Below are 16,461 nucleotides of genomic sequence, written 5' to 3'. Positions count from 1 at the left end.
GACCCCCCCGTCGGCCGGCCCCGCCGCCTCGGCGAGCGGCTCCGGCGGGGGGCCGGGCACCGCGACGCTGGTGGTGGCCGCCGGCGCCCTGGCCGCCGTCATCGGCGGTGCCGCCATGATGTGGCGTCGCCGCCGCGCCGACGCCTGACACACGCCCCGCCGACCGGAAAGGTCGACGCCCCATTGGCGGCCCCGCCGGGCAGCCCCACCGGGCGACCACCACCCTCACCACCAGCAAGGGAACCGACGTGCCAGACACCATCTCCCACCCGGCCCACCCGGCCCCCGCCCCGGACGCCGGGCGCGCGGCGGCGGATGCCGGCCCCACCGCAGGGGCGACCGCCCGCGGGGTACGGCCGACGGCCGGCGGTCGCGGCGGGTGGCTCGGGCCGGTGGCGGCCGTGGCGTCGGCGGTGGCCGTACTCCTGCTCGGCCTGCGCGCCGGCGGTGCGCTCACCGCCGCGATCCCCGGCCTGCCGGATCCCGGGCCGGTCACGGCGTGGGCGTTGCCCGTGGTCCGGCTGCTCGCCGACGGCCTCGCCACCCTGACGGTGGGGATGGTGGTGACGGCCGCGTTCCTGCTGCCCGGCGACGGTCCGAGCGTGTCCCCGCACGGCTGGCTGCTGCTGCGCCGCGCCGGCGCGGCGGCCGCGGGCTGGGCCGTGGCCGCGTCCACGCTGATCGTGCTGACGGTCTCGGACCTGCTCGGCGTCCCCGTGGACGGGCTCAACCTCGCCACCGTGGTCAGCTTCGCCTCCTCGATCTCCCAGGGCCAGGCGTTGCTGCTGCAGGCGGGGCTCGCCCTGACGGCGGCGGTGCTGGCCCGGGCGGGGGTGTCGCGCGGGCTCGCCGCCGTGGTGGCGTTGGTCGCCCTGGTGGCGGTGCTGCCGCCGGCGTTCACCGGGCACGCCGCCGGGGCGGGCAACCACCAGGTCGCGGTGACCAGCCTCGCCCTGCACGTGCTGGCCGCCGCGCTGTGGGTCGGCGGGCTGGCGGCGCTGCTGATGATCCGTCGCAGCCGGCAGCTCGCCGACACCGCCGGCCGGTACAGCCGCCTCGCCCTGGGCTGCTTCGCGGCCGTCGCGGTGAGCGGGGCGGCCAACGCCGCCGTGCGCCTCGGCTCCGTGGCGGAGCTGTGGCAGTCCCGCTACGGCTGGTTGGTCCTCGGCAAGCTCGTCGCGCTGGCGATCCTGGGTGTCCTCGGCGCCCTGCACCGGTCGCGGGCCCTGCCGGCCCTGCGCGCGGGCCGCCCGGGCGCGTTCCGTCGGCTGGCCGTCGGCGAGCTGGTCGTGTTCGCCGCCACCGTCGGGCTGTCGGTGGCGTTGTCCCGCAGCCCCACACCGGTGTCCGGGGACCCGCTCGACGCCGATCCGATCACCGAGCTGCTCGGCTTTCCGATGCCCGCCGCGCCGACCCCGGCACTCCTGGTGGGCCAGCCGCTGCCGGACATGTTCTTCCTGACCCTCACCGTCGCCGGGGTCGGCGGCTACCTGGCCGGCGTGTGGCGGCTGCACCGGGCCGGGCACCGCTGGCCGGTCGCCCGCACCGCGAGCTGGTTGACCGGCATGCTGCTGCTGGCCGCGATCACCGACCTGGGCGTGGCCCGCTACGCGTACGTGCTGTTCAGCGCCCACATGGTGCAGCACATGGTGCTGTCGATGCTGGTGCCGATCCTGCTCGTCGGCGGCGCCCCGGTCACCCTCGCCCTCCGCGCCCTGCGCCGGCCCACGGACCCGCAGGTCCGCGGCGCCCGGGAGTGGCTGCTGATGGCGCTGCACAGCCGGCCGGCGAAGCTGCTCACCCATCCCGTGGTCGCGTTGGGCATCTACGCCGGCAGCCTCTTCGGCCTGTACTTCAGCGACCTGCTGGGCATGCTGATGCGGTCCCACGTCGGCCACCTGGCCATGCTCATCCACTACGTGGCCGCCGGGTACCTGCTGTTCTGGGTGCTCATCGGGGTCGACCCCGGCCGGCCGAGGCTCGCCCCTCCCCTGCTGGTGATCCTCCACCTGGCCGCGATGATGGCCCACGGCTTCTTCGGCCTCGTCCTGATGCAGAGCACCACCCTCATCGCCCCGGACTGGTACTCCGCCGTCCACCCGGCGTGGGCGTCCTCCCTGATCGACGACCAGAAGCTGGGCGCGGGGATCGCCTGGGCCTTCGGGGAGGTACCGGCCGCGTTCGTCATGATCGTGCTGGTGCGCCAGTGGATCCGCGCCGACCGGCGCGAGCAGGGCCGCCTCGACCGGGCGGCCGACCGGGCCGAGGCCACCGGCGAGGAGGACGACCTCGCCCGGTACAACGCCTTCCTCGCCGCCGCCCGGCACGCCGACGCCGGCCCGCAGGACGGCCGCGACCCCGCGCGTCCGTGACCGGGCGGGCGGCCGGGAGGCGCGCCCGCTACCGGCGCAGCGCTGGCACGGCCGTCCTGCCCGCCCACGTCCGTCAGGCGGGGCAGTGCCATCGCGATACCGGAATTGTCCGTCAAAGCAATTCAGGACGCCACCAATGTATGGGGCGACGCGACCTGGACCGGCGCCGAAATACCGTCGCCCCGTGACCGTAATTAGCACACGCGTGTTTCAGATGGATGTCGGCTGAAGCGGACGACGACCACGCCGCATACGAGACGTCGGCTGCCGCGACGCCCGAGCCGTCCGCGCGCGTCCCGCAACGACCAGCGCGCTCGACACGGCGGCCGGTAGCAGGCATCACGGGGCAGTCGCCCGGTCGCCGGCCGGAGCGCCCATGTCCGAAAGATCGGTCAACCCACCACGAAAGGTCTCGCCACTTCCGCCCCGTACCGCGAAACCACCCATTTATGGATGCCAAAACGTAACCACCTTTGACCGAAGCGGGACGACACCCTGACAGGGTCACAAACTGATTGATCGGCGTCGTATAGTAACTGTCCCGGAACGGGTGGGGAGCCGGAAGGGGTGGGGCATGAGGGGGATCCCGGCCGTGTCCTTGGTCATCGGAATCGCTTCCTCGCCGGCCGAACGCCGGCAGCTCGCGCGACTGCTCGGCGGGACGGAGGCGTTTCTGATCGTCTCGAGCGTCGACCAGGCACGGGAGTTCCTCGACGTGGTGGAGGCCCCGCCACCAGGGTTCCTCGACGTGGTGGAGACCCCGCCGCCAGGGGCAGCGCCCCCAGCCGTCCAGACCGTGGTCACGGCGGCCGCCGGCGGCACCACTGCGCCACCACCCGACCTCAGCGTCGACTCCGACCGACGGGTGCTGCGCTGGCGGGACCGCGAGATCGAGCTGACCCGCCTGGAGCACGATCTCCTGCTGTGCCTGGTGGGCGCGCCCGGGCAGGTCTGGACGTACGAGCGGCTGCACCTCAAGGTCTGGGGCAACGAGCACCTCGGCCGCGGCTCCGACATGCACTCGGTCGTGCGGAGGGTGCGGCGCAAGCTGGCCGGGCTGAACGCCTCGGCGACGATCCACGCCGTCCGCGGGGTCGGCTTCCGCCTCGCCCCGGCCTGACCACGATCCGCCGCCGCCGAGCGGGCCCGGAGGCGCTGCCGGGCGGCGCCACACACCGCTCGCCGCCCTCGGAACGCGCACCGGTCGCAGCCCTCGGACGCGCACTCCTGGGCCTTCGGACGCGCACCGCTCGCCGCCCTCGAAACTGATCCGGCCCGCCTGGTCGATGACCAGGCGGGCCGGACTGTCAGCTAGCGGTCAACTGTCAACAACGGATGGGGGACAGAGCGAAGTCCTCCACCGTCGGGGTGGTGGTGTTGATCCTCGTCTGACGGGTCTGGGGCTTCCAGCCGTCCTTGGCGACGATCATCGTCATCGGGTTGTTCCGACGGTCCATCCAGTAGGCGTACTTGCCCTCGGCGTCGGTGGCGAACGTCCAGGACATCGCCCACGAGTCGATCTGGACGACGGCACCGGCGAGCGGCGAGCTGGCACCCTGGCAGCTCGTCCCGGTGACCGTGCCCATCAGCTTGCCCCAGGTGGTCGGCGGCTTGACGTTCATCGTCACGGCCACCGGGTCCACCGTGTACGGCGTGTTCTCCTTGATGGCGACCGAACCGGAGTAGGTGCCCGGCTGGTCGACGTTCGCCGTCATCCCGACGGTGACCGTGACCTGCTCGCCCGGCGCCAGCGTGACCGCCGTCTTGTCGATCGTCATCCAGCTGACGTCGGCGCCACCCTCGGCGCACTCCTCGAACCCGGGCAGCGCCTCGCTGTCGGGCGTGGCGTTGAAGCTGCCGGAGGAGCCACCGACCTTGTAGAAGCCGCACGCCGCGGCACCGCGGTACCGCGGCGTGTTGGCGTTCGGCAGGTTGGACCACGAGTCGGTGGCCGGGTCGTAGGCGAAGCCGGCGTTCGTGATCGCCCCGCCCTGCACACCGCCGACGACCAGGAGCTTGCCGCTGGCGACAGCGAACGAGCTGGCCCAGCTGTCGACCGGCGCGTCGGCGATCGCGGTCCAGGTGTTGGCCCCCGGGTCGAAGGCGTAGCTGGACTTCAGCACGGCGGAGCCGTCGTTGCCACCGGTGCAGTAGACGACGCCGTCGATCCCGCCGCAGGAGGCGAAGGCCACCGACTTCGGGTAGTCGGGCAGCGTCTCCCAGCTGTCGCTGCCCGGGTCGTACCGGACCACGTCGTTCGACATCGGCGTGCAGGACGACGTGGTGCAGCCACCGACGGCGTACAGCTTGCCGTCGACGACCGCCTGCCCGGCCGCGGAGCGTGGCGCCGGGTTGTCGGCCTTCTCCGTCCAGGTGTTGGCCGCCGGGTCGTACGACCAGGTGGTGCCGTCCGGGCCGGACGCCGCCCAGCCACCGGTCGCGATGATCTTCCCGTCCACGACGCCCACCGTCATGGCGTTGCGGGCGCCGGGAAGATCCGCGATCGGGGTCCAGGTCTGCGCGATCGGGTCGTAGACGAAGTTCTTCGTCGTGGACGCCGACCCGTTGGTGCCGGCGATCGAGTACACCTTGCCGTCCAGGTTCACCACCCGGTTGTCCATCACGTTCGCCGGGTAGTCGGCGATGTCGGTCCAGGGCGCGGCCTGCGGCCCGACCGCGGCCGAGGCCGCCGTCGCGGACTTGCCGCTCGCCGCCGCGGCGAACGACGTCGGGGTGGTGAGCCGCTGCTCCGGCGCGCCGGTGGAGCCGAGCACCTGCTGCTTGCTGATCCGGGAGCCGTCGGCGCGCAGGAGGGTGAACCCGCCGTCGCGCTCACTGAACTCCACGTCGACCGGGGCCCCGCCGGTGTTGGTCACCGTGAACGGCTTGCTGACCTTGCCGGTCGGCATCTGGACCGTTCCGCTCACCGCAGCCGGCGTGACCGACAGGCGGCCGGCCGCCAGCTGGAAGTTCGTGGCGGTCGCCCAGTCCTCCTGGACGTCGACCTGCTTGCTCTGGCCGACGTAGTTGCCGGCCTTCGCGGTGAACTTGTGGTTGCCCGTCAGCGACGAGAACAGCCAGTAGAAGCCGTCGGCCAGCCCGGCGTCGTCCGGCGTCGCCACGGTGGTGGCCTTCTCCGCCGGCCGCTCGTCGCTGGTGACGGTGGCACCGTTGACGTAGCCGCTGGTGTTCTTGTCACGGACGTGGCCGAGCACCAGGCCACCGTTGGTCGGCTCGCAGACGACCTGGCTGCCGATCAGCACGTTGTCGACCTGCCACCACCACTCGTACGAGGCGTCGTAGTAGTGGAACCGGACCCGGGTCTGCGCCTGGCCGGCGGCCTGCGGGATCGGGACCTCGGTCACCCGCGGCCCGCGGACGTCGGCCGCCTGCCGGAGCACGTTCGTCCAGGTGGTGCCGCCGTCGACGCTGAGGTCGACATCGGCGCGGTCGCTGCCCAACCAGTTGTAGTCCTGGTTGAACCGGATCACCGGAGCCGCGACGTCGGTCAGGTCGACGACCGGGCTGACGAGCGACGTGTCCTGCCGCCCACCGGAGCCGTACTCGTCGCTGTCGACGATCGCGAAGTTGCCGGTGCCGCCGGTCAGGTTGCGGCGGCCGCCCTCGTCGGTGAACTTCCAGACCTGACCGGTGTTCGCGTGGTCCACCACGGACCAGCCGGCCGGCACGGTGGCGCCGTCGAACGTCTCGTACTCGCCGTCGGAGCCGTACCGGTAGCCGGGCGCCGTGGTGCAGGAGTTGGTCTCCACCGGCACGGCGACGTTGGCGGTGACGTTGCCGTCGCCGACCACGACCTCCTTGGTGACGGTCTGGTAGCCCGGGTACTGCGACTCGACCTTGAGGTTGTACGTGGCCGAGGCCGGGAGCCTGACGCTGTATCGGCCGTTGACGGGCGTGGTGTAGTCGGACACACCGGACGGACCCTCGACGGTCACCTTGGCGTAGAGCGGCCAGCCGTGGCCCGACCCGTCGGTGACCGAGCCGCTGACGGTGACGCTGGGCACCGCCGTCAACGCGACGTTGATCGTCGTGGTCGCGTCGCGGTTGACGGTCGCCGGCGTCGTCTTGCCCTGGTAGCCGAACGCCGTCACGGCGACCTGGTAGTCACCGACCGGGAGCAGCGACGAGTACGTCCCGTTGGCAGTGGTGGTCAGCTCGCGGTCCGCCGCGCCCGTCAGGGCCACCGTGGCGCCCGCGATCGGGGCGCCGGTGGTCGCGTCCGTGACCGTGCCGGCCAGGGTGCCGGTGTCGCCGATCGGGGCCGCGTTGAGCAGCGCGAGCGCGTCCAGCCGACCCTCGCCGTACACGTTGTTGTCGTCGGTGGTGCCACCGCACTGGGTGTCGGCCTTGTCGACCGCCGCGTTGTCCAGCAGCGCGCGGGTCGGGTTGACCTCGCCGACCAGCGCCGGTGCCGCGGACCACAACAGCGCGATCGCGCCCGCGAGGTGCGGGGCGGCCATCGAGGTGCCGTTGTAGCTGGCGTAGCTGCCGCCCGGAACGCTCGACCGGACGTTCACGCCCGGCGCCGCGATGTTGGGCTTGATCTCGCCGTTCTGGCCGACGCCACGCGACGAGAAACCGGCGATGTTGTTGTTGATGTCGTAGGCGCCGGCCGAGTAGTTGCTGACCAGGCTGCCCGGGGAGCCGCTGGTCTGGCACGCCGACCCGTTGTTGCCGTTGGACCAGACACCGAAGATGCCCGACGCGGTCCAGGCCAGCGTCACGTCCTCCATGAACGGTTCGTTGGAGGGGCTCGTGGTCCCCCACGAGTTGTTGATGATGTTCGGCCGCTTGCTGACGTCCGGGTTCTGACCGTTGAGGTCGGTCGGCTCGAGCATCCACTGGCCGGAGTTGACCAGCGCGGCGTCGCTGGGGCAGCAGCCGTTCGCGGCGATCCACTTGACCTCGGGTGCCACGCCGATCTGGTTCGCGCCCGCGGAGCCGGCCATCGTGCCCATGGTGTGGGTCCCGTGGCCGTTGCTGTCGCAGGGCGCCGCGGCGCAGGTCCCGGCGGCGTTGTACCAGTTGTAGTTGTGGTCGAACGTGCCGTCGCCGTTGTTGCCGCGGTAGGAGTTCACCAGCGCCGGGTGGTCGAACTGGACCCCGGTGTCGATGTTCGCCACCGTGATGCCGGCGCCCTTGACGCCGTACTGGGACCAGACGTCGTCGGCGTTGATGTTGGCGATGCCCCACTCGAGGGCGTTGACGGTCTTCTCGTCGGTGCCCTTGGTGACCTCGGGCACCTGGTAGGCGACCGGGGCGTACAGGCCCTCGACCTCCGCGTGGGCGGCGATGCTCTGCGCCATCGCCAGCGAGCCGCCGCTGACCTTGATCGCGTTGGTCGCCCAGAAGGTCTCGTACTTCGCGCCCGCGCCGTCGAGCTCGGCACGGATCTTGGTCTGGCTCTCGGCGGCGGTCTTCTTCAACGCCGCCACGACCGCGGCGCCGCGCTTGTCCCAGTCCTTGATCGCTGCGGCCTGGTTCAGGTCCGCCCTGTCCTTGAAGCGGATCCAGAAATCCCCTTCGGTCTTGCCCTGGAGCTGCTTGCTGAGCTCCGGCCGGATCTTGCCGTCTGCGGAGGCTGCTCCTGTCCCGGTCAGCGCGGCCTGTGCGCCTGAACCGAATGCGGCCAGGCCCGTCGCGGCGAGGACCAAGGCCGCGCCGGCACTCACCAGGGATCTGGCTGTGCGTCTCGTGGATGGACGTCTGAACATGGGTGGCGCCTCCTCCAGAACGACCCAGAGTGGAACGAGCCACGGTGGAGGGTGCGGGGCACGCGTCTCCCCGAGTGGATGAAGCGGAACGCACCCCTCCATGGCCCCCAGGCAACCGCGCGGGTCACGCCGGCTGCCCGTCTGGACACTATGATCGACATGAAAGGACGATCAAGAACTTGCCGTAAGCAATCCGTCACCAACAGTTGGCCAGCCGTCGGGAAGCTTGCCAATTTTTGTCACGATCATGACGAAGCTGGGCAGAAGCGTGCCCATCGTTTCGGGGTGGGTGCTGTGGGGGCACACGACGAAAGCACGGTGCCGGACGGGCGCGATCCGGCCGAGGAACAATTTCCGCTGGTGATCGCGGTGACACCGTCGCCGGCCGAGCGGATCCGACTCGCGGAGCGCCTCGAGGGCGTCGCGCCACTGCTGCTGGTCTCCGATCTCGACGAGCTGCGCAGGCTGATCGCGGCCCCGCAGCGGCTCCCCCCGGCGTCGTCCGGGCCGCCCCCTGCCGCCGCGCCCGAGGCCGCCGACGGCACGCTGCTGATCGACTCGGCCCGGTCCACCGCTCGCTGCCGGGATCGCGAGGTCGGCCTGACGCGACTTGAGCACGACCTGCTGATCAGCCTGACCACCGAGCCGATCCGGGTGTGGAGCTACGCCGAGTTGCACCGGACGGTCTGGCGTGACGAGGGGCTGGAACGCAGGGCCGACGTGCAGTCGCTGGTGAAGCGGCTGCGGCGCAAGCTCGCCGGGCTCGGCACCGGCGTGACCATCGACGCGGTACGCGGCGTCGGGTTCCGGCTGACCGAGCACCAGCAGCCGCGGGTCAGCGGTTCCTGATGCCTGCCTGACTTGGGCAGCCCGCATCGTGGTCCATCACCTGCGGCCCGGCGCGAGGTGGGGTAATGCCGGGAAGGGCTGCCGGCCCCGCCCTAGCGGTCCGGACTGTCGGCGGCGGCCATGACGCGCAGCGCGTTGGGGTCCAGGCCGATCCGGATCGGGGTCTCGCCGTACGGCTCCCCGTCCACCTCCACGGGCGCCGGCCGGTCGGTCTCCAGCCAGAGTTCGCGTACGGCGAGGAACGGCTCGTCGACGAGGGTGCGGCGATGGCCGGTGGCCGCGTTGCGCGCCGTGTCCCGCAGCAGTCCGCGGCGGGTCGGGCCGCCCACCGGGTACGCGACCAACAGCCGGTCGTCGGCGTCCGCGTCCGCGGTGATGGGCCGCCCCGCGTGGAAGCCGCCGTTCGCCACGTACAGCTGGTGGGTGAGGAACTCGTGCCGCCGTCCCTCGGCGCGTACGGCGGCGCGCAACGGCCGGTGCCGGGTCAGCAGCGCCAGGGCGGTCATCGGGTACGCGATCCGGCCGATGACCCGCTTGAGCCGGGGCGGCGTCCTGAGCATCACGTCGGCGGAGAGGCCGATGCCGATGTGGTTGGTGAACCGCATGCTGCCCACGAGTCCGAGGTCGACGTCGATCACCTTGCCGTCGGTGAGGACCGCGACCGCCGCGTCGAGGTCGAGCGGGATGCCCACCGTACGCGCGAAGTTGTTGGTGGTGCCCAGCGGCAGCAGGCCGAGCGCGATGTCGCGGTGGGCGAGCAGCCGCGCGGCGGTGCCGATCGTGCCGTCGCCACCGCCGGCGACCAGGAGGTCCGGCCCGAGGTCTGCGGCGGCGGCGAGGCTCTGCTCGAGTTCGGCGGGCCGGTCGACCGGGTACGTGCCGAGCAGGGTGAAGCCGGCCGCGACCAGCCGTGACCGGGTCTCCTCGTAGAGCTGGCGGCCCCGCCGGGAGTGGGCGTTGACGACGAGCGCCGCCCGCCGCTCCCGCCGGATGGCCGCGCTCAGCTCCTGCTTCGTCCGCATAGGGCCCGACCCTAGCGCCGGACGGACGGCGCACGACGCACGCCGGCCGGGTGTTCGGGTCGGCGGTGCCGTCGGCCACCCGGTTGATGCTGCGCGAAGCCCACAGGGATCCCGGCCGGTGATCAACGAGACGGGCGCAGGGCGACCGGTGGGCCGAACCGGACCGGCACGCCGGGGGAATACAGCACGCTGGCCGGCGGTCCGGTCGGCGCCGGCAGCCCGGCGGCGGTGACCAGCTCGTCGTCCAGGTGCAGCAGCTCGGCGCGGTGCAGCGGCCAGCGGGGATGCCAGTTCGGCAGGTGCCGCGTGCGACCGTACGCCCGGGTGTGCAACCCCCATCGGGCGGTGACGAAGTGCTCCAGCGGGGTCGGCTCGGCGATCGCCCCGCCCACCCGGACCACCATCCGGCTCGCCGCGCCGCGCGGGCCGGGCCAGCGACGCCGGCACCGGTAGGTGCGGCGGTCGCCGTCCCGGTCCAGCCGCATCGCCGACCACATGTACGGCAGCCGCAGGGTCGCCCGGGCAGCCAGCACCATGAGCAGCCGGGACGCGTCGAGCGAGCGGAACACCACCGCCCGCCGGCCGGTGCCGTCGACCGAGTAGAGCCGGACGTTGGTCTCCCAGAAGCTGCCGAGGTACGGCACCCCCGGCCCGCAGCCGAGGCCCAACCCCACCATGCGGAAGCCGATCAGGCCGACATAGCTGAGCCCGTCGAGGGTGTCCGGACGCGTCCCGGCGGGCAGCAGCGGCGCGACGAGCTGCGGAGCGACGGCCCAGTGCAGGAAGGTGAGGTCCGCCCAGCGCTGCCGCAGGATCGCACGCGGGAACGCCTGCTCGGGCGCGCACTCGACCGGCTCGATGTACACGTGCCCATCCTGCCCCGGCGTCACCGGGTGACGCTCCCCTCCCGGGCGCGGCGCGGCCGCGGAGTTGCACACGGGCCCGACGTCCCTCGGCAATCAGCCCGCCGACGCCAGCGGCCCGCCCTCGGCCAGCACATCCCGGGCCTGACGGGCGAGCAGGAGGTGCTCGGCGCGCCGGGCGAGCTGCTCGCCGAGACGGGCGTGCCGCACCGCCTCCGCCTCCCGCCCGGCCGCCCGGTGCGCCGCGGCCAGACCGATGTGGGCGCAGACCTCCGCGCGGCGGTAGCCGATCTCCCGGCTCAGCCGCAGCGCCCGGTGCAGCAGGTCGACGGCGGCGGCCGGCCCGTGCAGACCGAGCGCGATCGTCGCGTGGGTGGTGAGCGACTCGGCCTCCACCCGGCGGCGGCCGATCGCGCGGGCGGTGGCCAGGGACTCCTCGGCGAGGTGGAGCGCCTTGGCGTGGTAGCCGAGGTCGGCGTACGCGGCGGCGAGCTGGTCGAGGTCGGTGGCGGCGCCGTAGCGGTTGCCCGTCCGCCGCCGGATCGCCAGGGCACGGGTCAGGTGGACCACGGCCAGGGCCGGCCGGCCCAGCGCGCGGAGGCCGACCGCGAGGTTGTGCAGCACCGTGGCGATGTCGTCGTGCGGCTGCGCGGCCGGCTCCAGCGAGGTGTAGCCGTCCAGCGCCGTCCGCTGCGCGCGTACCGCCTCGGCCACCCGGTCGAGTTCCAGCTGGACCACCCCCAGGTTGCCCAGGCAGCTCCACTCCGCGTTCCGGTTGCCCAGCTCCCGGTAGCGGGCCAGGGCGTGGGCGTAGCAGGCGTCGGCCTCGGTGAGGTTGCCCTGTTCGCGGTGCACGATGCCGAGGTTGTTCAGGATGGACGCCTGCCCGGCCCGGTTGCCCAGGCGGAGCTGGATCTCCAGCGCGATGGTGAACCGCCGTTGGGCGTCGGGGTAGTCGGCGCGGCTGGCGGCGAGCGTCGCCAGGCTGAGCTCCATCGCCGCGATGCCCGCGTCGTCGCCCTGTCGGCGGGCCTGGTCGAGGCCCAACTCGGCGACGGACCGCCACTCGGCGTGCGCGCCGATCTCCTGCAGGTGCCCGCGCATCCGGTCGGCCAGGTGCCAGACGAGCTGCGGCGGGCCGTGCCGAGCCGCGTGCCGGATCGCCGTCAGCAGGTTGCCGTGCTCGGCGTGGAACCACTGGGCCGGTGCGGCCGGCTCCGGGGCGCCGGCCACCGGGGCCGGTCCCGGCGGTCGGGACAGGAACGCCATCCGGGGGTGACCCCGGCGGGCCAGGGCGTCGGCGGTGGTCAGGTAGGAGTGGAGCAGGCGGTCGACGGCGGCGGCGCGCTCGCCGGCGGTGTCCTCGGCCCGGGACAGCTCGGCCGCGTAGAGGCGGATCAGGTCGTGGATGACGAAGCGGTCGCGGTGGCCGGGTCGCACCAGGTGGCAGGCGGTCAGGGTCCGCAGTACGGCGCTGGCCTCGGACCAGCCGACGCCCGTCAGCGCGGCGAGGTCGGTGGCGGTGAAGCAGTCCGTCGGTGACGACGCCAGCAGCCGCAGCGCCCGCCGTTCCGCCGCGCCGAGGCGCCGGTAGGACGGCGCGAACGCGGCGCGCATCGCCACCTGCGGGTCGCCCGGGACGGACAGGCCGGCGAGCCGGTCGCCGTCGCGCAGCCGCCGCAGGTAGTCCCGGGGGTCGGCCTCGCCGGCGGTCGCCAGGTTGGCCGCCGCGATCCGCAGCGCCAGGGGGAGGTATCCGCAGAGCGCGGCCAGGTCGGCGACGGCGTCCGGCGCGACGTCCATCGCATGCTGGCGGAGCACGGTGGTGAGCAGGCCGACGGCCTCGTCCGGGTCGAGCGGGTCGAGGTTGACCGCCCGTCCACCGTGCAGGGCCACCAGGCCGCCGAGCGTGTGGCGGCTGGTCACGATCACCGCGCAGTTCGCCGAGCCGGGCAGCAGCGGGGCGACCTGCTCGACCGAGGCCGCGTCGTCGAGGACGAGGAGGACGGAGCGCTCGGCCAGGACGGCGCGCAGCGCCGCCGCACGCGCGTCGGTCGTGCCGGGCTGCGCGGCGCCACGGATGCCGGCGTAGGTCAGCAGCTCGGCCAGGATGTCGGCGGGCCGGGCGGGATCCGGTTGCTGCCCGCGTAGGCGAACGAACCACTGGCCGTCGGGGAACAGGTCGCACATCTGGTGACCGACGTGGACGGCCAGCGCGGTCTTGCCCACACCCGGCGCGCCCGAGAGGGCCACCAGCGGCAGACGCCCCTCGGCGGCGGCGGTGGCGATCGCCTGCCGGACCGACCGCACCGCGCCCGCTCGGCCGTGCAGGGTGCCCGGGTCGGCCGGGAGCTGGAACATCGGGTTCGCCGGCGGCGCGGGGACGCCCGGGCCGACGGTGGCGGTGGACGCCGGGGGCCGCCAGCGCAGCGCCGGGTCGGACCGGAGCATCGTGGTGCGCAGCTCCCGCAGGGCCGGAGACGGGTCCAGCCCCAGCTCGGTGGCGAGGAGCGAGGCGACCTCCTGGTAGGAGTCGAGTGCCTCGGCCTGCCGGCCGCTGCGGTAGAGGGCCAGCATCAGCTGCGCCCAGAACCGTTCGCGCAACGGGCTGCGCCGGGTCGCCTGCCGCAGCCCGGGGATGATCTCGACGTGGTGGCCGAGGGCCAGCTCGGCGTCGAAGTACGCCTCGGTCGCGCGCGACCACCGCTCGGTCAGCGCCGGCACGTCCTCGCGGTGCAGCACGTCGGAGACGACGTCGGCCAGCGGGTCGCCGCGCCACAGCGTCAGCGCCCGGTGCAGCAGCTCGGCGCGCTGCCGCGGGTCGCCCGTCGCCTCCCCCGCGGCAAGCAGCGCGTCGAACCGGGCGAGGTCGAGGCTGTCCGGCGGCAGGTCGATGCGATAGCCGTTGGCGCCGGTGGCGATCAGCTCGGCGCGGCCGTCGTCACCGCCCAGGGTGGCGCGCAACCGCCGAACCAGTGAGTGCAGGGACGCCTTGGCGTGGGTGGGCAGTTCGCCGCCCCAGACGCGGTCGACGAGGGCGGGGACGCTCACCGGCTCGCCCTGGTTGAGCAGCAGCACCGCCAGCAGCGCCCGCTGCCGGTTGGCGGGCACGGGCACCGCCTGGCCGTCACGACTGACGCGCAGCGTGCCGAGCACGGAGAAATCCCACCCCACGACAGCCCCCAGCGCCGCGCCGGCCCGCCACAACCCCTCGACCGAGAGCGACCGTAACACGACGGTCCGACAAGACCGGGCGGCCGGGACGCCGCCCCGTCCGGCGGCGACCGACCACCGTGGACGGCAGCGCGACGACAGTGGTTCGGCGGCGGCGACTGCCACCGTGCCCTCGGGAAGGAGGCACGGATGACGGGTGTGGACTTCGGCGTCCTGGGACCGATCGAGGTGCTCCGGGAGGGACGGCCGGTGCGGCTGGCGGGGGCGCGGCAGCGGACGGTGCTGGCGACGCTGCTGCTCGCGGGTGGGCGGGTGGTCCCGGTGACCCGGATGGTGCGGCTGCTCTGGGGTGAGTCGCCCCCGCCGACGGCACGCACGCAGGTGCGCAAGCAGGTGGCCGGGCTGCGCGCGGTGCTCGGCGCGGACCGCGTCCGTTCCGGGCCCGACGGCTACGCGGTGCGTCTCGAACCGGGCGAGCTGGACCTCGACCGCTTCCACGAGCAGGTACGGCGGGCCCGGGCGGCGCGCGACGCGGGCCGGGGCGTCGAGGCGGCGGCGACGCTGCGGGCGGCCACCGCCCTCTGGCGCGGCCCGGCGCTGGCCGGCGGCACCCCGGAGCTGGTGGACACGGAGGCGCCGCACCTGGAGGAGCTCCACCTCGCGGCGGTCACCGAACGGATCGCGGCGGACCTCGACCTCGGCCGGCACGGACAGGTGATCGGTGAACTGACCCGGCTGGTGCAACGGTATCCGCTCCGGGAGCGGCTGCGCGCCCAGCTCATGCTGGCCCTGCACCGCAGCGGGCGTACCGCCGACGGGCTCGCCGTCTACCGGGAGGGGCGGGCGGCGCTGTCGGCGCAACTGGGCATCGAGCCGGGCAACGAGCTGCGCGAGCTGCACCGGGGGATGCTCACCGGGGACGTGCCCCTGGCACCGACGCCGGACCGCCCCGCGGAGCCGCCGCCGTGCGGCCGCCCGGCGGAGCTGCCGGCACCGGAGCCGGACCTCGTCGGGCGGACGGCGGAGAGCGACGCCGTCCGGGCCAGCCTCACGACGGGCCGGGTGACGGTGGTGCACGGCCGCGGCGGCACCGGCAAGACCGCGCTGGCGGTACGGGTGGCGCACGCGCTCAGCGGCGACTTCCCCGACGGCCAGCTCTTCGTCGACGTGGGCGAGCGGGATCCGGCGGACGTGCTCGGGCGGCTGCTGCGGGCGCTCGGCTGCGCCCCCACGGCGCTGCCGGCGACGCTGGAGGAACGGGCCGCCCGGTACCGCAGCCTGCTCGACGGCCGCCGGGTGCTGGTGGTGCTCGACGATGCCCACGCCGAGGCGCAGGTCGCCCCACTGCTGCCCGGCTCGGCCGCGTGCGCCGTGCTGGTGACCAGCCGTGGCCGCCTGGGTGTGCTGTCCGGGGCGGCCCGCCACCGGCTGGGACCGCTGCCCGCCCCGGACGCGGTGGAGCTGCTGGCCCGGGTCGCCGGGCCGGGACGGGTAGTGGCGGAGCCGGCCGCCGCGGCGACCCTCGTGGCGCGCTGCGGCCACCTGCCGCTCGCGGTGCGGATCGCCGGGGTGCGGCTGGCCGCCCGTCCCGGCTGGACGGTGGCCCGACTCGTCCGGCGGCTGGACGATCCCGACCGGCGCCTGGACGAGCTGGTGGCCGCGCACCTCGACGTGCGGGCGGTGCTGGCCCGCGACCACGCCGCGCTCGACGGGCCCCTGCGGCACGCCCTGCGGGTCGCGGCGTTGCTGCCCGACGGCCCGTTCGCGCCGGCACAGCTGGCGTGCGCCCTCGGTGTGCGGGTCGACCGGGCTGAGGACCTCGCCGCCGCCCTGACCGAGGCGGGCCTGCTCGACCAGGTCGGCGCCGCCCCGGCCTTCCGGCTCGACGCCCTCGTCCGGGCCGACGCCCGACGCCGGGCCGGACGCCGGGTGGCCGCCTGCGTCACCCGTGACGGCAGGCCGGGCGGGGACGACACCGCCCCCGCCCGGCCGGGCCTCACACGCAGGTGGTGCCCCAGTAGTGCGAGCTAATCTGGTTGTCGGCCGCGGTGCCGTCGTTGAAGACCTCCAGGCCGAGGGTGAAGTCGGCCCAGTAGTCCCCGCGGTCCAGGCACATCCGCCCGCCCAGGTAGAACGTCTCCACGTGCATGTTCACCGCGTCCGCGCCCGGGAAGTAGAACCCGTTGTTCCACACCGAGGTGGCGATGTTGTCGAAGCCGTAGTCGCCGCCGCAGCCCCACTTGCCGCCGGTGCCGGCGCCGCCCGGGTTGCCCCAGTTCTTCGCGGTGCCGTCCCAGGCGCACCACTTGCCCTCGAACCAGGCGTGCTCGTAGGCGTAGAAGTAACCGTTGGCCGTGTCCGCCGCGGTGCTCCCCGCGGCGGCGGTGGCGGCCCGCGCCCCCGGGGCGACCGGCGGCGCCTCGCGGGCCAGCGGGACCCGCTCGGC

At 74.0% G+C, this 16,461-nt stretch carries 9 protein-coding genes; 4 read left to right on the top strand and 5 right to left on the bottom strand.

Annotation, left to right across the window (positions count from 1 at the left end):
• Positions 1-392 precede the first annotated feature (392 nt).
• Together AB0L34_RS27230 and AB0L34_RS27225 are read left to right on the top strand one after the other, a co-directional pair.
• Entirely contained in the window at positions 393-2,372 is a 1,980-nt protein-coding gene (locus tag AB0L34_RS27230) for a bifunctional copper resistance protein CopD/cytochrome c oxidase assembly protein (protein WP_363707770.1), read from the top strand.
• Positions 2,373-2,964: 592 nt separating this feature from the next.
• Positions 2,965-3,492, top strand: coding sequence for a winged helix-turn-helix domain-containing protein (locus tag AB0L34_RS27225; RefSeq protein ID WP_363707769.1), 528 nt, complete (start codon positions 2,965-2,967; stop codon positions 3,490-3,492).
• A 205-nt stretch (positions 3,493-3,697) separates the two neighbouring features.
• Here the strand turns inward: AB0L34_RS27225 and AB0L34_RS27220 are convergent, their stop codons facing one another.
• Entirely contained in the window at positions 3,698-8,065 is a 4,368-nt protein-coding gene (locus tag AB0L34_RS27220; protein WP_363707767.1) for a S8 family serine peptidase, read from the bottom strand.
• Positions 8,066-8,257: 192 nt separating this feature from the next.
• Here AB0L34_RS27220 and AB0L34_RS27215 point away from each other — a divergent pair, with 192 nt between their 5' ends.
• A complete protein-coding gene (locus tag AB0L34_RS27215; protein WP_363707765.1) occupies positions 8,258-8,956 on the top strand; it encodes a winged helix-turn-helix domain-containing protein in 699 nt (232 codons plus the stop codon).
• Between the two features lie 92 nt (positions 8,957-9,048).
• On the opposite strand, the gene AB0L34_RS27210 is transcribed toward AB0L34_RS27215, so the two are convergent.
• The 3 genes from AB0L34_RS27210 to AB0L34_RS27200 all read right to left on the bottom strand — a co-directional run bounded on the left by AB0L34_RS27210 (position 9,049) and on the right by AB0L34_RS27200 (position 14,015).
• Positions 9,049-9,978 (bottom strand): diacylglycerol kinase family protein, encoded by a 930-nt coding sequence (locus AB0L34_RS27210; protein ID WP_357457929.1) that lies wholly within the window; start codon positions 9,976-9,978, stop codon positions 9,049-9,051.
• A 122-nt stretch (positions 9,979-10,100) separates the two neighbouring features.
• Complete coding sequence (locus AB0L34_RS27205) at positions 10,101-10,844, bottom strand: DUF2071 domain-containing protein (RefSeq protein ID WP_363707763.1); 744 nt, start codon at positions 10,842-10,844, stop codon at positions 10,101-10,103.
• 93 nt (positions 10,845-10,937) lie between these two features.
• Complete coding sequence (locus AB0L34_RS27200) at positions 10,938-14,015, bottom strand: BTAD domain-containing putative transcriptional regulator (protein WP_363707762.1); 3,078 nt, start codon at positions 14,013-14,015, stop codon at positions 10,938-10,940.
• A 189-nt stretch (positions 14,016-14,204) separates the two neighbouring features.
• Here AB0L34_RS27200 and AB0L34_RS27195 point away from each other — a divergent pair, with 189 nt between their 5' ends.
• Entirely contained in the window at positions 14,205-16,046 is a 1,842-nt protein-coding gene (locus AB0L34_RS27195; protein ID WP_363707760.1) for a BTAD domain-containing putative transcriptional regulator, read from the top strand.
• Here the strand turns inward: AB0L34_RS27195 and AB0L34_RS27190 are convergent.
• Positions 16,012-16,461 (bottom strand): hypothetical protein (locus AB0L34_RS27190; RefSeq protein WP_363707758.1); only part of this gene is annotated, 450 nt, incomplete at its 5' end. The two genes, AB0L34_RS27195 and AB0L34_RS27190, sit on opposite strands and share 35 nt — an antisense overlap.

The organism is Micromonospora sp. NPDC052213 (genome assembly GCF_040679695.1).
In the GTDB taxonomy this organism is placed as follows: Bacteria; Actinomycetota; Actinomycetes; order Mycobacteriales; family Micromonosporaceae; genus Micromonospora.
This window is presented reverse-complemented; position numbering and strand designations above follow the sequence as displayed.